This is a genomic window from Streptomyces sp. NPDC058877 (assembly GCF_042742855.1).
In the GTDB taxonomy this organism is placed as follows: domain Bacteria; phylum Actinomycetota; class Actinomycetes; order Streptomycetales; family Streptomycetaceae; genus Streptomyces.
This window is the reverse complement of sequence record NZ_JBHYMF010000016.1, coordinates 34,573-53,759: the sequence shown is the minus strand read 5'-3', so window position 1 is coordinate 53,759 and position 19,187 is coordinate 34,573. Positions and strand designations below refer to the sequence as shown.

The 19,187-nt window shown below is 70.4% G+C and carries 16 protein-coding genes; 15 read left to right on the top strand and 1 reads right to left on the bottom strand.

Translation table 11 applies throughout. The features are described from left to right. Window positions 1–29 precede the first annotated feature (29 nt). From ACFW2Y_RS06370 to ACFW2Y_RS06300, 15 genes are all read left to right on the top strand, one after another. A complete protein-coding gene (locus ACFW2Y_RS06370; protein ID WP_384874348.1) occupies window positions 30–761 on the top strand; it encodes an ABC transporter permease in 732 nt (243 codons plus the stop codon). A 57-nt stretch (window positions 762–818) separates the two neighbouring features. Continuing rightward, on the top strand, window positions 819–1,631 hold the full coding sequence (locus ACFW2Y_RS06365) for a HEAT repeat domain-containing protein (protein WP_384874345.1): 813 nt from the start codon (window positions 819–821) through the stop codon (window positions 1,629–1,631). Between the two features lie 195 nt (window positions 1,632–1,826). After that, complete coding sequence (locus ACFW2Y_RS06360; RefSeq protein ID WP_258787084.1) at window positions 1,827–1,997, top strand: thiomuracin/GE37468 family thiazolyl RiPP peptide; 171 nt, start codon at window positions 1,827–1,829, stop codon at window positions 1,995–1,997. Between the two features lie 460 nt (window positions 1,998–2,457). Then, window positions 2,458–3,417 carry a hypothetical protein gene (locus ACFW2Y_RS06355; protein ID WP_384874342.1) on the top strand — a complete coding sequence of 320 codons (960 nt, stop codon included), beginning with the start codon at window positions 2,458–2,460 and terminating at the stop codon, window positions 3,415–3,417. Continuing rightward, a complete protein-coding gene (locus ACFW2Y_RS06350; protein WP_384874339.1) occupies window positions 3,399–4,910 on the top strand; it encodes a hypothetical protein in 1,512 nt (503 codons plus the stop codon). The genes ACFW2Y_RS06355 and ACFW2Y_RS06350 overlap by 19 nt, the downstream gene beginning before the upstream one ends. Continuing rightward, the gene (locus ACFW2Y_RS06345) at window positions 4,904–5,794 is read left to right on the top strand and encodes a lantibiotic dehydratase C-terminal domain-containing protein (RefSeq protein WP_384874336.1); all 891 of its coding nucleotides are present in this window, start codon (window positions 4,904–4,906) and stop codon (window positions 5,792–5,794) included. The genes ACFW2Y_RS06350 and ACFW2Y_RS06345 overlap by 7 nt, the downstream gene beginning before the upstream one ends. Continuing rightward, on the top strand, window positions 5,791–6,873 hold the full coding sequence (locus ACFW2Y_RS06340; RefSeq protein WP_384874333.1) for a lantibiotic dehydratase C-terminal domain-containing protein: 1,083 nt from the start codon (window positions 5,791–5,793) through the stop codon (window positions 6,871–6,873). Before ACFW2Y_RS06345 ends, ACFW2Y_RS06340 begins: the two co-directional genes overlap by 4 nt. Next, window positions 6,870–8,234 (top strand): SagB family peptide dehydrogenase, encoded by a 1,365-nt coding sequence (locus tag ACFW2Y_RS06335; RefSeq protein WP_384874330.1) that lies wholly within the window; start codon window positions 6,870–6,872, stop codon window positions 8,232–8,234. The genes ACFW2Y_RS06340 and ACFW2Y_RS06335 overlap by 4 nt, the downstream gene beginning before the upstream one ends. Next, window positions 8,231–9,877, top strand: coding sequence for a hypothetical protein (locus tag ACFW2Y_RS06330; RefSeq protein ID WP_384874327.1), 1,647 nt, complete (start codon window positions 8,231–8,233; stop codon window positions 9,875–9,877). Before ACFW2Y_RS06335 ends, ACFW2Y_RS06330 begins: the two co-directional genes overlap by 4 nt. Then, on the top strand, window positions 9,877–11,769 hold the full coding sequence (locus ACFW2Y_RS06325) for a TOMM precursor leader peptide-binding protein (RefSeq protein WP_384874324.1): 1,893 nt from the start codon (window positions 9,877–9,879) through the stop codon (window positions 11,767–11,769). The genes ACFW2Y_RS06330 and ACFW2Y_RS06325 overlap by 1 nt, the downstream gene beginning before the upstream one ends. A 119-nt stretch (window positions 11,770–11,888) precedes the next feature. Further along, on the top strand, window positions 11,889–12,917 hold the full coding sequence (locus ACFW2Y_RS06320) for a cytochrome P450 (protein ID WP_384874321.1): 1,029 nt from the start codon (window positions 11,889–11,891) through the stop codon (window positions 12,915–12,917). Continuing rightward, the gene (locus ACFW2Y_RS06315) at window positions 12,907–14,799 is read left to right on the top strand and encodes a hypothetical protein (RefSeq protein WP_384874318.1); all 1,893 of its coding nucleotides are present in this window, start codon (window positions 12,907–12,909) and stop codon (window positions 14,797–14,799) included. Before ACFW2Y_RS06320 ends, ACFW2Y_RS06315 begins: the two co-directional genes overlap by 11 nt. Before the next feature lie 75 nt (window positions 14,800–14,874). Beyond that, complete coding sequence (locus tag ACFW2Y_RS06310; protein ID WP_384874315.1) at window positions 14,875–15,660, top strand: TetR/AcrR family transcriptional regulator; 786 nt, start codon at window positions 14,875–14,877, stop codon at window positions 15,658–15,660. Then, the gene (locus ACFW2Y_RS06305) at window positions 15,657–16,856 is read left to right on the top strand and encodes an amidohydrolase (protein ID WP_384874312.1); all 1,200 of its coding nucleotides are present in this window, start codon (window positions 15,657–15,659) and stop codon (window positions 16,854–16,856) included. Before ACFW2Y_RS06310 ends, ACFW2Y_RS06305 begins: the two co-directional genes overlap by 4 nt. A 491-nt stretch (window positions 16,857–17,347) precedes the next feature. Continuing rightward, on the top strand, window positions 17,348–18,268 hold the full coding sequence (locus ACFW2Y_RS06300) for a hypothetical protein (RefSeq protein WP_384874309.1): 921 nt from the start codon (window positions 17,348–17,350) through the stop codon (window positions 18,266–18,268). Window positions 18,269–18,647: 379 nt separating this feature from the next. Here the strand turns inward: ACFW2Y_RS06300 and ACFW2Y_RS06295 are convergent, their stop codons facing one another. Next, the gene (locus ACFW2Y_RS06295) at window positions 18,648–19,115 is read right to left on the bottom strand and encodes a MarR family winged helix-turn-helix transcriptional regulator (RefSeq protein ID WP_384874306.1); all 468 of its coding nucleotides are present in this window, start codon (window positions 19,113–19,115) and stop codon (window positions 18,648–18,650) included. Window positions 19,116–19,187 lie beyond the last annotated feature (72 nt).

Here is a 19,187-nt window from a genome sequence, read left to right as displayed (position 1 = left end):
AGGAAGTACCCGTGTTAAAGCACACACTGATGTTCCTCGGCTATGAACTGGGGAAGTCGGCTCGCAATCCGGTGTGGCCACTCTTCGGCATCCTGCAGCCCGTCCTCTACCTGTTGCTCTTCGAGCCCTTGCTGGCCAACACCACGGTCGGCGATTCTCAGTCGCACACACTCCTGCAGTTCACTCCCGGCGTGATGGTCATGGTCGCTCTGTTCGGGTCTCTCTTCGTGGGATTCGGGATGATCGCCGAGATCCGCTCGGGGGTTCTGGAGCGGCTCGCCGCCAGTGCGGCGAACCGGTCGGCCATCGTGCTCGGCCGGGTTCTTCGGGATGTGGTCATCCTGGTCGTCCAGGCACTCCTGGTGGTGCTGGTCGCGGTGGCCATGGGAATGCGTCCCGACCCGGGTGGCCTGGTACTCATGCTGTTCCTCATGGCGGTCACCGGAGTGTTCGCCTCCGGTGTCTCGTACGGACTCGCCCTTGCGGTCCGCCAGGAGACCTCCATGTCGCAGATCCTCCAGTTCTTCTCGCTTCCGCTGATCCTGCTGACCGGAATCCTGCTTCCGATGTCGCTCGCTCCACACTGGATGCAGGTGGTCGCGAAGGTTAATCCGCTCTATTACACCGTCCAGGCCGGTCGTGCGTTGTTCAGCGGGGACTTCTCCGATCCTTCCGTTCCAGTGGCCTTCGCGTTGATCGCGGTACTGGCCGTCCTGACGCTGAATTGGTCGGTCCGGTCCATGAGGAAGATCGCCGGTTAGCGGCAGCGGGCCGAGCTCATCAGAAACGCAGCGATCACCAGAATAGGAATCCTTGGTATGTCGACTTCACCACCTCAGAACGGCACGATGTCCGCCGCCGAGCTGCTTGAGAAGCTGTCGGACCCGGACCGTAGCGTCCGCAACACTGCGGCCCTCGACATCGGGTCGCAGGCCGAGACGGAATGTGCCGATGCGCTCGTCGACGCTCTGTGGGCGGAACAGGACTTCTTCGTACGGGAGACCATGACCTGGGCGGTGACCCGGATGGAGGAGGCCACCCGGCCGGCGGTGCTCTCCGCGGTCGGGGCGGACCAGCCGCCGGAAGTACGGGTCCAGGCCCTGCACGTGGTCAGCAAGTTCGCCAACCCGGAGACGGTGGACGTCGTTCTGCCTCATGTCACGGACCCGGACGAAGCGGTGGCCCGCAAGGCCCGATGGGCATTGGGCCGTATCAAGGAGCCCCGGGCGGTACCGCATCTGATCGCCCTGCTGGGCGAGCAGGACACCGAGGAGCGCAACGCCCTGACCGACGACGTGGCAGCGTTCGGATCCGCCGCGGTGCCGGCCCTGGTCGCGGCGCTCGGGGCGGACGACCACGCGGTGCGGCAGCACGCGGCGGACATCCTGTGCTACATCGGGCACCCGGACGCGGAGGACGCGGCGGAGGCCTTGGGCGCGACGGTCGCGGACTCCGAGTCGCGGGTGGCCATGGCTGCGCTGATGGCCCTCGGTGAGCTGCGCGGAACTGCGGCCCGGCAGCAGATCGAGGCCGCGCGCGAGGCCGGGGATCCTCAGGTCAGGGGGGCCGCCGAGCGGCTGGCCGCACGCAAGCCGCGGCGTGCCTCCGTCCGGGCCCGTTCAGCCGGCTGAGCGGAAGCCTCGCGACGGCTGCGACACCGTCCCGGCATCGGTCCCGTGACCCGCCGTGATTTCTGGTCATCGGTTTTGAAAGCGTGACCTTGCCCCCGGGGCCAGCCATGATGAAGGCCGCTCCTCGAATTCCGAGTACGAATTCTGGTCCATCCGGAGCGATCCCGTATTCATCATCAGCGGAAGGAAGTCGCCATGAACAACGAGGACTACTTCGTCGACGTCAACGACCTTTCCATCGACGTGTTCGAGGTCGTCGAGCAGGGTGGCGCGGTGACCGCGCTGACCGCTGACCACGGCATGCCGGAGGTCGGTTCGTCGACCAACTGCTTCTGCTACATCTGCTGCTCCTGCAGCTCCAACTGACCTCAGGTCGGGTCCAGGGCGGAGGCGCTTCGGCAAATCCTCCCGACAACTGAATGAACACAGTCCCGCGGCGCCCAGGGTGTGCCGCGGGACTGTGGCGTGCTCTCGCACGCCTGGTTTCAGCCATCAGCTTGTTGGATTGCGTTCGACCTTGCGCTACGGATGGACGGCTACTAGGGTCGAAGACGGCTGTCAAATTGAGAATTTGACGTTCAATCACATGCCGCTCACGGGGGTGGGTGCGGAATTATGTCGCACGAGATTTGTCGGGAGAAGTGTCTGAGCTCGTGGCCGTTGGGGCCGAGAGCCTGGTGGGCTTCGATCTCCTGATTCGACGAATCTTTCTTTTTCGGTGGCGCGCTGTACGGCGCTCGAATTTTTTCGGCTGTGTCTTCACGCCAGCCGGTCAAACATGTTCCGAAATGCCTGATCCGCAGGCGAACCACGGGGGTTGTCACAGGTGAACCCTGTCCGGAATCTGCCGATCTCCTCAGGTCGGGCCGCGGTAGACGAGGTGCTCCTCGTCCGGGTGGCCGGTCTGAGCCGAGACGCGCTCAGAGGCTTTCACCACAGCGGCATCGACCAGGTGCTGGCCGAGGAGACCGAGGCCCTCCGGTTACTGGACGAGTCCGCCGAGCAGGCCGGCACGGCCCTGTTCCAGGACATCGGCGCGCACACCGGACACGAGCGGGCCGTGCTGGTCGCCGCACGCAGAGGAGTACACCATGGCGACCTGCCACGGCGGGTCGCACAGGAAGCCGTGCCGCTGATGTCCGAGCGAGCGACCGCCGCATTCGGCTCATGGACGGCTGCGCGGGACCGAGTGCACTCCCTGGGTGTGCAACTGGAAGCCGGGTGGGCTGCGGCCGAGGCGGACGACCTGCGTCACCTGCGCGGCCTCTGTCTCGACCGGCGGTTCCGGACCGGTCTTGAGGCCACCAGCCGGGAGTTGGCCGACATCGCACAGCGGTGGGCCATGGGGACGACAGGCGCACCGCAGCGCAAGAGACTCCTCCGGCTCGCCCGGATGGCGGCCCGCGCGGCCGCGAAGACCAGCCCGTTCAGCTCCTGGATGGTGACGATTCCGGCCCGCTGGGGCCGGGCCGGCGGCAAGGCGGCTCTGGAACGGCTGCTGATCGAGCTGGACGGCGCGGTGATCGACGCGTTGACCCAGGCCCTGCACGTCGCGCTGCCGGTGCCCGCCGAGCTCGAGGTACGGGTCAACCCGAGTCTGGTGCGGGTCGACGGCGGCTGGCTGTTCCTCAGGTCCGGACAACGGGAGCAGACGGTCCGGGTTACGGAGCATCCGGCGATCGACGCGGTGCTGCGCACCCTGCGTCCCGGGGAGACTGAGGCAGAGCTGGCCGCCCGGGTAGCTGGCGGAGCGGCTCTGGTGAGCAAGTGCCTGGTGCCGGACTGATCGAACACCAGCTGCCCGTTGCCGACCACCACCCCCGGCCCTGGGCAGCCTGGTCCGCGTTCGCCGACCGGCGCGGCGCTGCGGACCTGTCCGCCGAGCTGGCCGCGCTGGGCACCGCGCTGGACGACTCCGCCGCGACCGCGGAGGCCGCCGCCGAGCGGGTGGGGCGCCAACTCGGGATCGAGCTTCCCGCCGTCAAGGCGCACGAGATGTCCGTCGCCGCCGACTGGCCCTACGAACTCCCCGACCGTCCCGACGGCGCGGTGCTCGACGAACTCGACTGTGCCCGCAGGCTCCTGGCGCGGTACGACCACAAGCTGCCGGCGAAGGTGGCGGCCGGCGAGTACCTGGCCGAGCGGTTCGGTGCCGACTACGACGTGCCGCTGACCGTCGCCCTGGACAGCCTCGGCCGGGCGCGTCTCGACCCGGCCGGTGATCTCGGGCGCATCATCGGGCCGGCGGCGCCCCCGTGGGGAGCCGACCTGGCGACGTGCTCGGGCAGCATGGTGAGGGAACTCGGTCGTGCCCTGTCCGGTCTCACCGATGAGGTGCTCGGCCGGGCGGTGCACGGCCCACTCGCCGTGGCGGACCTGGACCGGCTGCTCGACGACTTCCCCTTCGCGCACCCGAACCGCTCGGCCACCTTCTACCTGCAACAGGCCACAGAAGCCGGAATCCACCGAGTGGTGAACGTGGTGCACGGCGGGCACGGCCGCGGCCGGGGGCGGCTCGCCGCACAGGCAGGGCTCGCGATCGCGGACCTGGTCCCCACCGTCGACGAGGACGTCGTCGAGGTCAGCGGGTTGCTGGGCTCGGCACTCAACGCGCGGACGGCCACGGCGCCGCGCGAACTGCAGTATCCCGGGACCACATCCGGCCGGCCGGACGGCGAGCGTCTGCCGATGTCGTCGGTGCGGGTCGTACCCGGGGCGGACGGCCTGCCCGCACTCCGGGACATGGACGGTCGGGGCGTGCGTCTGGTGCACCTCGGCATGGCCGCCGACCTCGCACTGCCGCCGTTCGTCCGGCTGCTGGAGCAGGTCTTCGGCAGCGCCTACCTGATCCACCCGAGCATCGCGGTGTTCACCCCCGCGGCACCCGGTCGGGCCGGTGCGGCGCGGTCGACCGCCACTCCGCGAGTGGTGCTCGGGGCCACTGCGCTGCAGCGGACCCGTCGGCTGCTGCGCCGGGAGGAGTTCCCGGGTGGGCGGGGGCCGCGTGAATCGCTGCGGGCCTGGCACCGGTGGCTCGCAGCGCACGGTCTGGGCAGCCGGTTCTACCTGCGGGCATGGAGTTCCGCCGATCACGGCGGGGGCCAGAGCAAGGCGCGCAAGCCGGTGTTCGTCGACGTCACCAGCCCGCTGCTGTTCGCGGATGCCGAGAAGATGCTCCGCCAGGCCGAGTACGCGATCGTCGAGGAATGCCTGCCCGACCCGCTGGCCGGATCGGGACACGTGGCCGAGTTCGCGGTCCAGGTGGGTGTGCGATGTTGACGACCTGGACTTCCTGGCACGTGCACCAGCACCAGGGTCAGGACCGGCTGTTGACCGAGTCGGTCACACCATTGATCAGAGCCTTGCGGGCCGAAGGACTCGTCGACCTGGCGTTCGTTCTGCGGTACTGGGACGGTGGCCCGCACGTGCGGCTGAGGCTCAGCGCCCCGTCGGACACGGCGCTGGCGGAACTGGATCACCGGGTACCGGCCGAGCTGGGGCGCTGGTGCCGCGAGCATCCGTCCGAGCGCAGCATGAGCGCCGAGGAGTACACGCTGCTACGCGGCCGGATCGGCGGATCGGATGCGGCGACCGAGCTGGTCCCGGACGGCACGGTCGTACCGGCCACCTACTCACCGGAGCACGAACGGTACGGCCACGGCGCCGCCTTGGCGGCATGCGAGGAGCACTTCGACGAGAGCACCCGGATCGCCCTGGACGTGCTCGCGGCAAACCCGTCAGTGGCGGCCCGGGACTCCCTGATCGTCCTGGTTCTGGCCGGCTTCTTCGCGGCGCGTGGGCCTACGACCAGTGCCGACTGGGCCCGACGCGTCCGGGTCGTCGGCCTTCCGCCCGGTACCCGGCTGGACCTGGGTCGGATCGCGCCGCTCCTGGAGCGTCCGCCCGCTGCGGCCCAGCGCCTCACCCGATCGTTGGAACGGCTTGAGGCCGAGCTCCGCGCCGCTGCGGACGACTATCGGCCGCCCGCCCTCGGGTTCGGCGGCGTGACGTTCGCGATCGCCGATGCCAGGGACCCGATCGCGACGCTGGACATCTGCATCCACCTCTTCGCCAACCGGATAGGAGTGACGTTGCCCACGGAGCTGATGCTGCGCGCAGCACTCGCACAGGCCCTTCTCGTCGAGACAGAGATAGACGCGTGACCGGCACACAGCAGCGGGTCGCGACCCGAGACGGCAGTCGTCTCGCGGACTGGCAGGGGATGTTCGCCTACCACGACGAGAGCAGGTGGAACACTCTGCTGCTCGGTCCGCTGTGGGAGTGCGCCGAGGCCGCGGAGCAGGCCGGCTGCCAGTTCCGACTGACCCGGGAGTGGCAGCGTGGACCGCATCTGCGCCTAGGGGTGCGCGGGCCCGTCGATGCCGCGGCCACGGTGCGGGAGCAGATCGACCGACGGCTGCACGAGCTGCTGCGCTCCACTCCGTCGACGCGGACCGTGACGCTCGCGGATGTCCGGGACCGGGCACAGCAGGCCGCCGACCGCGCCGGCGTCGAGCTGTGCGAGGACTGGCTGGCGGACAACTCCCTCACATGGACGGCCGGGCCTCCCGAAGGGACCTGGGGTACGGATCCCGAGGTACGGGCGTTGCTCGAGGAATTCCACTACGCGGCGAGCGTGCCGGCGCTGCGGCTGCTGCGCGCCGCTCCCGTAGATCGGCTCGGGTCCGCCCTCGCCGACCTGATGGCGGTTACGGCCCAGGAGTTCGGCCGGGGCGGGCTCGTCTCCGCCGCGCTGTCCTTCCGGTCGCACGCCGAGGCGTATCTGAACCTCGAGGCCGCGCCGGACGCGCGCGCGGCCTGGGACGCGGCCGCCCGCCGTTCGGCGCCGGCGCTGCGCCGCAGGCTGCTCGCGGTCGCAGCCGGCACGGACCGACCCGGCTACGTCCGGGACTGGCTGGAGGCGATCACTCCAGTGGTTCGGGCCGCCCGACAGGCGCAGTCCCGCGGCGAGTTCGCGCTGCCCGCGGTGGCCGACGGTTTCTCGGCCGAGCTGACCGGGCGCAGCGCGTTCCACCGCGACCTGGCCGGGTCAGCTCGGTGGGAGGAGGTGCGCTCCTCCGACTGGTTCCAGACCTACCGCTTCGCGATCAGCCTGCTCTATCTCCAGCTCTCCCGGATGGGCGTGGGACCGGTTGGCCGGTACCGACTGTGCCACCTGCTGGCCACGGCACTGACGGAGAGCGAAGACCCGACGACGACCACAGAGGGAGGCGACCGGTGACCCCGGCGCAGGACATTGCCGCACAGCGGACCGAACGGCTGAGGAAGGGCGTGTTCAGTGCCGAGCGCGGCGGGCGCACCCACCTCATGGCCTGGCCTCACCATGTCAGTCTCCCCTCCGGCGCGTCGACGGCGGATGTCGTCGCGCGGCTTGCCGGTACAGGGCAGCCCGCCGACGCGGAGGATCAGGTCACCGAGCTACTGCGGCAAGGCGGCTGGCTCGACGAGGAGTTCGCCGACGACCGCGGGGTCGCCTTCGTGGTAAGGCCGCTGAGGGCCCGCGGGCCGGCGCCCGCCGCCGAGGGGCGGCTCGACCTGTCCCGGTACGCGGTCATCCGGGCCGAGCACGGTGCGCTGATCTTGGAATCGCCCCTGGCCAGCGCGGAGATCACGCTCCATCGGAGGGAGCTGCTGACGGCCGCGCTCAACCCTGGGTCCGGCTCGGCACCGGCGCCGGGCGGGCTCACCGCTGCCCTCCGTGAGCAGCTCGCGCTCGCGGGCTTCCTGGCCGACCCGGAGGGTGAGCAGACCCAGGAGCTGCGCTACCGCCAGTGGTCGCCGCACGAGCTGCTCTTCCACGACCGCAGCCGCCTCGGATACCGCGGGTACGTCGGCGACGGGTTCGGCGGAACCTGGTGGGGCCGCGCGGCGGGCTTCGCGCCGGAGCCGGCCGCCCCGCCGCCCTACTCGGGGGATCGTGTCGGACTGGCTGTGCCGAACTTCGCGGACCGCCGGCTGAGTGAGGGCTCGTACTTCGAGGTGTCAGAGGGGCGTCGATCGGAGCGGGAACACGACGAGGAGTCCCCGATCTCGGTCGATCAGCTCGGTGAGCTGCTGTACCGCACCGCGAGGGTGCGGCGGGTGCGCGAGGAGGACGGGGTCGAGTTCGCCAGCTCCCCCCGGCCATCGGGCGGTGCGGTGTACGAGCTCGAGCTGTATCCGGTGGTCAACCGGTGCGCGGGGATGGACAGCGGCTTCTACCACTACGACGCGCACCGGCACGAGCTGGAACTCGTACGGCCCTTGGCACACCCCGCGGTGCGCCGGATGCTGCGCGTCGCCTCGCAGGGATCGACGACTGGTGACTTCCCGCAGGTGCTGTTGGTCGTGGCAGCCCGGGTCGGCCGGGTGATGTGGAAGTACGAGGGGATGGGTTACGCAGTGGTGTTGAAGAACACCGGGGTGCTCTACCACGCGCTCGCCGGGACGTGCAGCGCCATGGGACTGGCCGGTTGTCCCCTGGGCACGGACGATGCGGTGGCCTTCACCGAGGCGACGGACCGTGACCCGCTCGTCGAGGTCAGCGTCGGCCAGTTCATCGTGGGATCCAGCCTCCGTCGGCGTGGGGAGCAGGGCCGATGAGTGCTCTCCGGCGTTTGAACGCCTACACGATCGACTTCGAGGGCAAGACCCACGGGCTGTCCGAGTCCGGTCCGCTGGAACTGTCGACCGGCGTGTCAGGCTGGATCCGGCTGGTGTCCTCGTGGGTCGATCAGGGCCGGGACGTGGAGCAGGCGGCCGACGAACTCGGAGGCGCGGCTGCGGCGCAGGCGCGCCGGGTGCGGGACGCGATGGCGTCCGTCGGAATCCTGCGGCAGCCGGGCGTGCCCGGCGAGGTGGGGTTCGCGGGCGAGAGCGACGAACTGGAACGCGCGGTGGAGCGCAGCGGCTTGTCGCTGCCCGCCGTCGTCCTGGGAGCCGGCCCCCTGCGCGGTGACTGGTTCGAAGATGTCCGTGCCGCGGCAGGGACGGGCCGCGCGGGCGTCGTACTCTTCGCCGAGGGCGCCGCGGTGGTCGTCGGGCCGATGGACACCGAGCAGCTCGACGAGGTCGTGGCCGCCTTGCGCTGCGGCGACCTGACCGACGGACGGCCCCACCCCGCGGCGGTGCGGACCGCCGCGGCCCAGCTGGTCCGGCGGGTGGCACTCGGGTCCGCAGAGGTATGGAGCGGCCTGGCGGTCACTCGGGAGGAGACGACGTCCTGGCGGGCACTGCCGCACCCGTGGCGGCCCACGTCGGCGGGGCTGGTGGCCGAGCCGTTCGACGAGCGGGTGATGGCGGCGATCGACCCGGTCCACGGCGTCGTGCGCGAGATCGGTGAGGACGACCTGCCCCAGGTGCCCCGGCACCTCACCCGGGTCCGGGTCGCAGGCCGGGCCTCGATCCGCCCGCTGGACGCGGAGATCGTCGCGGACGGATCCGACTACGGGCAGGCCCGGCGACGGGCCGTGCTCGCAGCCCTCGCGTTGCACCTCGAGTCGACGCTCGATCCGCGCGCCGTGGTCGACGCGGCCGGGCGGCCCCTCCTCACCCCCACCACCGACGACCTGTCCGCGCTGCGCGCCACGACGGACCGGATCGCCGACAACCCGGCAGGCCATTTCCTGCCCGCTCGCCGCCTCGCGGACGACGGCCCGGCGCTGGTGTCGGTCGACCGGGCACGGCGCTGCGGCACCAGTACCGGGCCGTCGCTCGGCACCACTGCGGCCGAGGGACGGGAGGAGGCACTCACCGCAGCACTGCTCGGCCTCCTCGAGACATGGGCGGTGGACGCACCCGACCCGGTCGTACGCGTGGAGGACGGCGAGGGGTTGCCGGCCGAGGTACGCGAAGCCCTGGACCAACTGCTGGTGAGCGACCGCACGGCCTGGCTCGGTCTGCTGCCGGAGGAGACGGTCCCGACCGCGGTGGCGACCACCCGCCACGGCACCGTGTACGGCCGAGGCACCAGCCACGCCGCCGCAGCGGTTCGCGCGATGGAGCAGGCCGTGCTCACCGACCAAGTGCTGATGCACGGCCGTGCGGACCTCGCGCCGCGAGCCATGGGCCAGGCACTGCCACTGCCCGGCCGGGCGGTCGCCCTGCCCGCCGCGCCGCCGCTCACTCTCATGGACCTTCGTCACGCGGTGGCGCTGCGCGCCCCCGACGCGGTCGTGGTCGACCTCGACCACGACCCCGGTATCGCCCAGCTCGGAATCTCGGCAGTGAAGGTGGTAGTGGACTGATGACGGAGATGCTGACGAACACCGCCGACGACGCGGCGGTACAGCCCGGAGTGCTGTCCCGCAGCCTCTCCGACGCACTCGCGGACCTCGACGTCGAGGTACTGGCAAGCGACAGCTGGCAGCTCCCGGCGGACGGGCCGGCCGACCGCGCGTGGCTGAGCGTGCACTCAGAGGTCGGTCAGGTGGTCGTGGGGCCATTCACTCGCCCGGGTCTGCCGGGCTGCCCGCACTGCCTCGACCTGCGGCGGCAACGCGTCGACGCGGGCAAGGCGTGGCTCGCCCCGCTGCGCGAGCAGCACGCCACCCGGCTCGCACGGGATGTGCCGAGGCTGCTCGACGAGCTCGCCGCTCAGGTCGTGGCCGAAGCGGCTGCCGAGCTGGTGGAGGACGAGCTGGCCGACCCGAACGACCGGCGCCTGGTGACGGTGGTCGATCTGGCCACCCTGGCCACCACCCGCCACCGCTTCCTTCCCGACCCCTTCTGCCCGCACTGCGGAGTGCTGCCGGAGGACACGGCGGAGCTGGCACAGCGCGTCCTACGGCCCGCTCCCAAGATCACGCCGTTCGGGTCGCGGACCCGGGACGTGATGGCCGAGTTCGAGACCGTCCGCGAGCTTTACGTGGACCCGTTCAGCGGCCTGATCCGGCACACCAACCGCGGTGCGGAGGGCGGGCTCGTGATGGCCGGCGCGTCGATGCCGCTGCGGTTCGACAACCTGGCCGAGCCCGGGTACGGCCGCAGCCGCGACTACCGGACCAGCGAGCTGACCGCGATCCTCGAGGCGCTGGAGCGCTACGGCGGCGTGGCCCCGGGGGGTCTGCGGAGCTCCGTGCGCGGCACATGGCACGAACTCGCACCGCACGCCGTGCACCCTGACGTGTTCGGGCACCACTCGGACGAGAGCTACGACGATCCGACCTTCCGCTATCGCAGGTTTGATCCGGACCAACCGGTGTGGTGGGTGTGGGCGCACTCGTTCGCCTCCGGGAGCGCACGCCTGGTGCCGGAGGCCCTGGCGTACTACTACTGCCACCGACTGCGCGGCGACGATCCGGTCTCCTACTACGAGGTGTCCAACGGCTGTGCCCTCGGCTCCTCCTGGGAAGAGGCCACGCTGCACGGACTCATGGAGACGGTCGAGCGCGACGCCTTCCTGTGCACCTGGTACACCCGAACCACCCCGCCGACCATCGACCTGGATTCGTGCCACGACCCGGCCGTGCCGCTCCAGGCGGGCGCGATCAGGTCGAGCACCGGGTACCGCATCCATGCCTTCGACATCACCACGGACTACGGGATCCCGGCTGTCTGGGTGATGGCGGCGCACCCGGACCGGAAGGGCCCCGCCCTGTTGTGCACCGCGGGAGCCGGCCTGAACCCAGAGCGGGCGCTGCTGAACGCGCTGAACGAGCTGGGGCCGATCCTCAGCGACGTGATCCGGCGCTACCCGAACGAGGAGGACCGGGCCGCCGAGATGGTGCGTGATCCTTACCGGGTCGTCACCATGCCGGACCATTCGGCGCTCTACGCGCACCCCGACGCCGCACACCGGCTCGATTTCCTGTTCGGTGGGCCCACCATCGGTATCGACGAGGTCGGTGGGCCCGACCGGCTGCGGCCGGACCGCGACGACCTCGCGGTGGACCTGCGGGCCGCGGTCGAGCGGGTCGGCGAGGTGCTGGTGGTCGACCAGACCACCCCTGAACACAGGGCCGGCGGATTCAGCTGCGTCAAGGTCCTGGTCCCCGGTGCGGTGCCGATGACCTTCGGCTACCGCAACCGGCGGGTCGACGGGCTGCCCCGGCTGCTGAGCCTGCCGCGGCGACTCGGTCGACTTGGTGCCGACCTGACCCTGGACCAGCTGAACCCCGACCCCCACCCGTTCCCGTGAAGGCCGGGACCGCGGCTGGATTCCCGGCTCTCACCGAACTCGATGGCGCGGGGTGGACCAGGCTGACGCGCTGGCTCGCCGACGCGCGACGCCGCACGCCGGTCCTCGAACTCGAGGGAATGCACCATGTGTTCCGGGCGGAGGACGTGCGCACCGTGCTGGCGGACAGCGCGCTCTTCTCCTCGGACCGGACCCGGATGATGCCGCCCACGGCACAGCTCGGGCGCGGCAACCTGACCATGATGGACCCGCCGGACCACACCCGGATACGACGGATCGTCAACCAGGCCTTTACACCCGCCTCGGTCAGCGGCCTCGTCCCGGCAATCGACGAGATCGCCGACGAGCTCGTCGGCAGCCTGGTGCCGGACCGGTTCGATCTCGTCCACGACCTGGCCTACCCGCTGCCGATCCGGGTCATCTCCCGGTATTTGGGGCTGCCCGAGGAACAGATCGACCGCTTTCGTACCTGGTCCATCGGATTCAGCCGCGGCGACGCCGGGCAGATGGACGCGATGCACCGGTACCTGGCCGAGGTGGCGCGGCTGAAGCGAGCGCGGCCAGGGCGAGACCTGATGTCACGCCTGGCGACCGCAGAGGTGGACGGCGTGCCGGCGACGATCGATGAGATCGCCTCGCTCACCGGCCTGATCCTTCTGGCCGGGCACGTCACCACCACCTCGCTGATCGCGGCGGCGGTCCACCATCTGTGTGTCCAGCCTGTGTCGGACGCTCGGGTCCGTGAAAACGACCAGGTCGACGACCTGGTGCTGGAGGCCTTACGGGTCAGGCCAGCCTTCGCCCAGGTGACCCGGATCGCGGCCGAGGACGTCATGCTGTCCGGCACCACCGTGCCGGCCGGCGCTCTGGTCTCCGCATGGATCCTGTCCGCGAACCACGACCCGGAGCTGAACCCGGACCCGGAGCCGTTCCTCCTCGACCGGTCAGCCCGCCGCCACTTGTCCTTCGGCCACGGCGTGCACTACTGCCTCGGCGGTCCGCTGGCCCAGCTTGAGGCGACCGCCGCAGTTCGCGCGGTCATACGCCGATTCGCCCAGCTGACCATCCTGGCCCCGGTGGAGTTCCACCCGCTGCCCACCCTCGCCATCCGGCGGCTCGAGCTCCAAGGACGCACCTGTGCCACCTGATCCCTTCCCGAGACTGCTCGCAGGCGTGCACGCGATCGCGGCCCAGGAAAGCACGCTGCTGACCACCCGTACTGGCTACCACCGGAGCCCGGCCGAACTGTATCCGCTGATACACCGCCTCGCCCCACTGCTGGACGGCAGGACCGCGGAGTCCTCCCTGCTGGCCAGGGTGCCGGAGCCTCGGCGCCGCGCAGTCGGCCGATGTCTGGACTACCTGGAACACCATGGTGCGCTGCGACGTGAGGACCAGCCTCGGCCGGAAGGTCTTCCCGACCAGTTGCTCGCCGTCGCCGACCTCGCTGACGACGCGCCCTATGCGCGCTGCTCGGCACTGCTCGTCGCCGAGGCCTCGGTCCGCGCACCGGCAGACTGGCTGCCGGTGCTGGATACGCTCCTACGTCGGCTGTCGGTGCAGGCCGAGCTGTCCACGGCCCCGGGCGTTTTGGTCCGGATCGGTGAGACCGCGGTGGCGATACCACCCGACGACGGATGGCTGACGGAGCCGGTGGGTACGGTCGAGCGGGCCGTGATCGCCGCGGCGGTTGCGGCGGAGACTGTGGGCCGCTTCCTCGGCCGCCCCGCTCAGCCGCTACCGGGCGCTCGGGACCTGCCTGGCCTCGCCCGCAGCGGGCCCCGCACGAGCCCCGACGCACCGCTGCTGGACCAGTGGCCGACGCCTGAAGACCTGCGGGCACTCCTGCTCGACCCGTCCGCACTACTACCAGCCAGCGAACTCGCCTGCGAACGTCCTGCGGCGATCCGTCCGACCGAAGACGGTACAGGGCCGTGCCTCCCGGAATGGCTGCGCGCCGTTCTGCGGTGCCTGCACGTCCCTCTTCGCTGGGAGTCGGGAACCCTCGCACACTCCGGCGGCTGGGCGCACCGCGGGATCGCCTCGGCGCGGGGGTTCTACCCGATCGAGCTCTACCTCGTGACGGATACCGGAGCCTGGTACGTCGAGCCGGGGGAGCTGCGACTGCTCCCGGTGTCCCGTACCGGATCCAAGGGGGCAGGAACGGTGGGGACGGGCTCGCGGGTCACCTTGGTGCTGACGGCACGTGAGACCAAGGTCTCCTATCGCTATCACCGGTACGCGACCCGGCTGTGCCTCCAGGAAGCAGGGCTGGCCCTGGCGGCGATCGGTGACGCGGCCCGGACCGGGGGCATCGGCGTCGACGAGGTGGTCGAGCTGGGCACACGGGGCCGCGGCGGGCCGTGGGGCGAACTGCTCGACCTCGGAGCGGACGAGCGGCCGGTCGGCCGGGTCGTGCTCGACCCACCGCAGCATCTGGGCGATCTTTCAGCGCTTGACCGTCACCTGAAGCTAGTTCGGCGCCGACAGTCCGGACACCGGGTGTTCAACGCCCTGGGCGCGGACCGGGTCGGCCGACTCGGCTCGCTGCCAGCCGAGCTGACAGCGGCTGCGGACGACACCCTCACGTCGTACCTGGTCGTCCACCGGCCATGCCTCGACGACACGGGCAACCGTTGGGAACCTGGGTGCTATCGGGTCACCCAGCAGGGTCCTGTGACGGTCCGCGCGGGCTCGGCCCCCACCAGGCAGCTCCAGAGTGGTCAGGACGCGATGGGCTGGCTCGCCCCGGACTACGGTGCCGCCTCGGCGACCGTGATCGTCGCGGCTCCGGTCGGCGAGGTTACCGCCGACCTGCAGCGGCTGCACACGGCCACCGCCGCCGCCGCGCGGGTTGCGCACCGGGTGTTGCTCGGAGCGGCGGTGGCAGGGGCCGCAGGGCGCATCCACAACAGTTTGCGCGGTGACGTGGTCGCGGCAGTGACCGAAGACGCGCAGATCGCCTCGCTGTTCCAACTGATCGTCGGGTGTCCGGGCCCCGACGGCACGATCAGCGTCGATCTCGGATAGACGCGGACAGGCCGCATTCGCCGACACCAAGCGCACCACATACACGGGGAGTACACGATGTTGGGGGAACAGACGATGTCGATGACCATCCGCCAGAGCACGTTCCGGCCGCTCGGAAACACGGTGCCCGGTCCGTTCCGCGCCGGGCAGGGGGGCGGCGACCCCCACGGTCGCTCCGCCCGGGTTCTTGACGCCATGGTCGATCTCGTACTGAAGATCGGGTACCCGAAGGTCAGTGTCCAGGACGTCGCCGCGCATGCGGGGATCGGCAAGGGGACGGTGTACACGCACTGGAACAGCAAGGAAGACATCATCGACGACGTACTGGTCCGGGAGTTCGACCAGATCCACGACCAGTTCATCGCCCACCTGTCACGCGACCGTAGGCTCGCCAGCCTGCACGCGGCCGGCTGCGTGCTCTACCAGCGGGTCATGGCCAATCCGGTGCTGCGGGCCTACAACACCCGCGACGCTCGCGTCCTGGGCACCCACGTGGCTCCACTGGTGAATCCGGACGCCCTCGGGATATCGCTCGCGTCCGTCCTCGTACGGCAGGCGTACCTGGAGCTGCTGCGGACGAACGGCCTGATCCGGGAGGCCGTCTGCTCCGAGGAAGGCCGGCTGTCCATCGAAGCCGTCGTCAACGGCTTCGTCGCGCGACCGGGCGCCGCAGAGGATCCGAAGGAGTGCAAGGCGACCTCCCGCCTGCTAGCGACGGTACTGCGCCGGGCGTTCGAGCCCGTCGAGCGGCCGGCGCCGGAGAACCAGGACCGGATGGTCGCGGAACTGCTGAGGCGCCGCCCGTTGCGGTCCGGAACTTCGATGCGGCTGGCCGAGGCGCGCATAGCGGGCGAGCGATGACGGAGCTGCGGCTGCCCCACTGGGTCCCAGCCCTCTACGAGTCCCTGCACCGCACCCCCGAACTCGGGTTCCAGGAGCACCGCACGGCCGGAATCCTCGCCGATGTGCTCAGCCGGGAGGGCTTCGCGGTGACCCGGGGGATCGGAGGAACCGGCCTGGTGGCGGTGCTCGACCGCGGCCCCGGGCCCGTCGTCGCGGCGCGCGCGGAGCTGGACGCCTTGCCGCTCCAGGAGCACACCGAAGCCGCCTTCGCCAGCGAGGTGGAAGGGGTAATGCACGCGTGCGGGCACGACCTGCATCTGGCGGCGCTGGCCGGGGCGGCCGCACAGCTGGCGGCCCGCCCGGAATTGCCGGGCGGACGGATCGCCCTCGTGCTGCAACCCGCGGAGGAAACGGGAAGCGGTGCCGCCAGGATGGTCGAGGACGGCCTGGCCGAAGCCATCCCGTGTCCTGACGTCCTGCTCAGCCAACACGTCTCGGCCATGGCGCCGGTCGGAGTGCTCGCCTCCACCCCCGGAACGGCGCTCGCCGCCGCGGACACCCTTACCGTCACGGCACATGCTCCGGGCGGACACACCGGCTCCCCGGATTCTGGCCCTGACCTCGTGCTCTTCGCCGCGAATCTCACCCAGCGCCTGCACACCGTGGTGGGCCGTGACGTGCCGCCGTTCGAGCAGGCGGTGGTATCCGTGCCCGCGCTGGAGGCACCGTCCGCACCGGGCCTGCGCGCGCCCAGTGTTTCCGCCAGGGTGAACATCCGCACCTTCGCGGAACGCGTGCGGGAGCCGATTCTCGACCGCATCGAGTCGCTCGTACGGGCAGAGGCCGCCGCAGCCGGACTCATCTTCGGCGAGGACGTCCGACTGACCCATGACAGCCAGGTTCCTCGGGTGGAGAACACGCCGCGGGTCCGTGACCGCCTGGCCATGGTGCACGAAAGCCGACTGCCGGTGCGTCACCTCACGGTCCCGCCCGCCCTCGCATCGGACGACGTCAGTGTCCTCGTCCAGGCCTTCGGCAGTCCGGCCGTGTACTGGTTCGTCGGGTCCGGTGAACCCGGCGGTCGGCTCGGCCCGGTGGGTCCGGCGTGCCACACCGACGCGTACCTTCCTCACCGGGCGACCCTCGCCGTTGCGACTGCCGCGATGCGCGAGGCTCTGCTGGCCGGGCTGGCCGGTGACCTGGACGCCGACTGACCCGCACCATCCGCAAGCTGAGGAGCCGATGTGGGCGTCGCCTCCGTGAGCACCACCCCTCAAGATCGAGTGCACCCGCAGCCGCGCTTTCGCCGCCAGGGCTGAGGTCAGCCTCGCGGTCTTCGAGTCATCGACGGATCCTCTCTGCGAAACGTCACAGGGTTCCGTGGCAACCTGACGCCCTGAGGATGCCCCACGGGAGGGAGACAACGCGCTGGCCAATCACTACAAGATCTCTCGAGCGTTGGCCAGGCATGAACGCACACAGTCATGCGCACGATGCCTGGTACCCGGGATCAGGCGGTGTGCCGACGGCTCCGTCAGGTCGGCCCAGCCTGGTAGTGCACCCTCGCGCCTGGGCGCGGCTCTCGGACCGCTTGGCAGTCATGGTGTCCGGGCGAGAGCTCTCGGGCCTGGCTGCAGGGCCGGACGCCGCGATCCGACTCAACAGCACCCGTGGCTACCTCGCGGACAGTGACGAGAATCAGCGCATGGCCGACATGCTGCGACATCGTCCTTGGGACTTCGGAGCGGTCGGTGATCCGCTCGTTCTCGGTGCGGACGCGGTGCTGTCGCGTGCTGACGGTGGCGTCGAAATGTCCGGTGTCGAGTGCATCAAGGGCTTCCAGCGGTTGGTCGTCCTCGCGCATGTCATGAGAGAGGTCTCGGGAGCACATCTCGACCATGCGAATGTTCGGGTCGAGATCGTCGTGGGAGCTGACCGCGCACGCGTCAGGCGGCTGAGCGAGGAAGCCGGCGATTACGCCAACCCGACCCACCCTCAGGACCGTCTCTCCCGCTGCCCGCATCTGAAACGTATCGCAGCAGAATTTCGGACTGAGGGAGGGTTCTTCGACCACCGCCGGGGCGTTGTCGCCGGTCCGCACCCCTGCGGCTACTCCATGGCCGATGTGACCCGTGCCCTGGCATGCACGGCCTCGTCGCCATGGCCCACACTCACCCACCAGGTCAGCACCCTGGACGGTCTCCACGCGCTTTGGAGGGATGTGGATGGGTTGGATTATAGGAGCCTGATCCACGAAGGTGTCCATGCCTTCAGCGTGCAGCGAGCGGTGGAGGCGCGGGAGGCCGCCCTCAAAGTGGTCAAGCGCCTGTGCGGCGCCTCTCCGGCAGGCCATGAACATCTTCTGAAGTACGCTCCGGAGCTGATCACCTGGGCGGCCTGCCGTAAGCTGCCGCTTGACCATCTCCACCGCTCGGACCGGCGAGCCAGGGACTGGAGCCGCGAGGTGCACGGTCCGTTCCCCGACATGGTCGCGGAGGTCGCGCAGGACCTAGTGGAGCGGTATAGGCAGGTGCGTGGGGACAGCAAGGTGTTCGTCCACGAGGCCAAGCAGCTCGATGTGTGGCTAGACGTTCTAGATCCGTCGAGGACCCGCCGGCATCCCTGAACCCTCGGCCACCAGGGCGATGGGAAATCCGGAGGCACAGCGCGGGAAACGATCTTCGGTCCTCCCTGGTGCGCCGCTGACCAGCGCGTTTCGTCGGTGCCCCACCAAGGGACACCCGAGAGTGTCCTGGTAGCAACGACGAAACGGTCGGCATCGTGATCACGATGCCGACCGTTTCGCTTTTCCCTGCCGATCGCGTGGGGTGCTGCTTGCGCGCGTGACTGCCCGGCGGCTCCCCAGCCGCCTGGCATCGAGTCCCACGCCTTCGGTCGTGGGCCTTCGGCCGGCTCTCGGTCGTGTGGAGCGGTGGGGCCGGGGACGCCGCCCCTCCCCGGCCGCCCCGGCGCGTGGTGGAGCGGTTTGCCGGAGGCGGTGCGCGTCAGTCCGAGCGGGTGTCGGGGGACGGGGGCGTGGATGCGGTGTTGTAGCGCAGCAGATAGTCCGCGAAGCGGGCCAGGTCCTCGGGGGGCCAGTCCCCCAGGCGTTGCTGGAAGGCGACCTGACGGTTCGCCTGGGCCGTGGCGAGGACCGCGGAGCCGGCCTCGGTGGGATGGAGGACCTGTACCCGGTGGTCGTCCGGGGCCGCGCGCCGCTCGACGAAGCCCAGCTTCTCCAGGCCTGCGAGTTGGCGGCTGACCGTCGACTTGTCCAGCAAGTAGTGCGCCGCGAGGTCGGTGGCGCGACAGCCGCGTTCCTCCTCGATGTGAGCGAGGAGCGTGTACGAGACGAGCGGGAGCTCGGGGTGGACCCGGGCCGCCGCGGCGCGGGCGCGGCGTGCGAAGGCCGTCAGCTCGCGCTGGATGACGTCGATGGACGCCTCGCGGGCTGGCTGTGCGCCGCCGGTCATCCTTGCTCCCCGGTGTCGTTCGGGCGCCCGCCGTCGCGTGGTCGCCGGTGGCCTGCCGTGAGCTTTGAGTTG

Excerpts from the sequence above, each read along its gene's own strand:
- ACFW2Y_RS06370 (WP_384874348.1), top strand. The coding sequence starts at position 30 with ATGTTCCTCGGCTATGAACTGGGGAAGTCGGCTCGCAATCCGGTGTGG.
- ACFW2Y_RS06365 (WP_384874345.1), top strand. The coding sequence starts at position 819 with ATGTCGACTTCACCACCTCAGAACGGCACGATGTCCGCCGCCGAGCTG.
- ACFW2Y_RS06360 (WP_258787084.1), top strand. The coding sequence starts at position 1,827 with ATGAACAACGAGGACTACTTCGTCGACGTCAACGACCTTTCCATCGAC.
- ACFW2Y_RS06345 (WP_384874336.1), top strand. The coding sequence starts at position 4,904 with ATGTTGACGACCTGGACTTCCTGGCACGTGCACCAGCACCAGGGTCAG.
- ACFW2Y_RS06330 (WP_384874327.1), top strand. The coding sequence starts at position 8,231 with ATGAGTGCTCTCCGGCGTTTGAACGCCTACACGATCGACTTCGAGGGC.
- ACFW2Y_RS06325 (WP_384874324.1), top strand. The coding sequence starts at position 9,877 with ATGACGGAGATGCTGACGAACACCGCCGACGACGCGGCGGTACAGCCC.
- ACFW2Y_RS06320 (WP_384874321.1), top strand. The coding sequence starts at position 11,889 with ATGCACCATGTGTTCCGGGCGGAGGACGTGCGCACCGTGCTGGCGGAC.
- ACFW2Y_RS06310 (WP_384874315.1), top strand. The coding sequence starts at position 14,875 with ATGTCGATGACCATCCGCCAGAGCACGTTCCGGCCGCTCGGAAACACG.
- ACFW2Y_RS06305 (WP_384874312.1), top strand. The coding sequence starts at position 15,657 with ATGACGGAGCTGCGGCTGCCCCACTGGGTCCCAGCCCTCTACGAGTCC.
- ACFW2Y_RS06300 (WP_384874309.1), top strand. The coding sequence starts at position 17,348 with ATGGCCGACATGCTGCGACATCGTCCTTGGGACTTCGGAGCGGTCGGT.
- ACFW2Y_RS06295 (WP_384874306.1), bottom strand. The coding sequence starts at position 19,115 with ATGACCGGCGGCGCACAGCCAGCCCGCGAGGCGTCCATCGACGTCATC.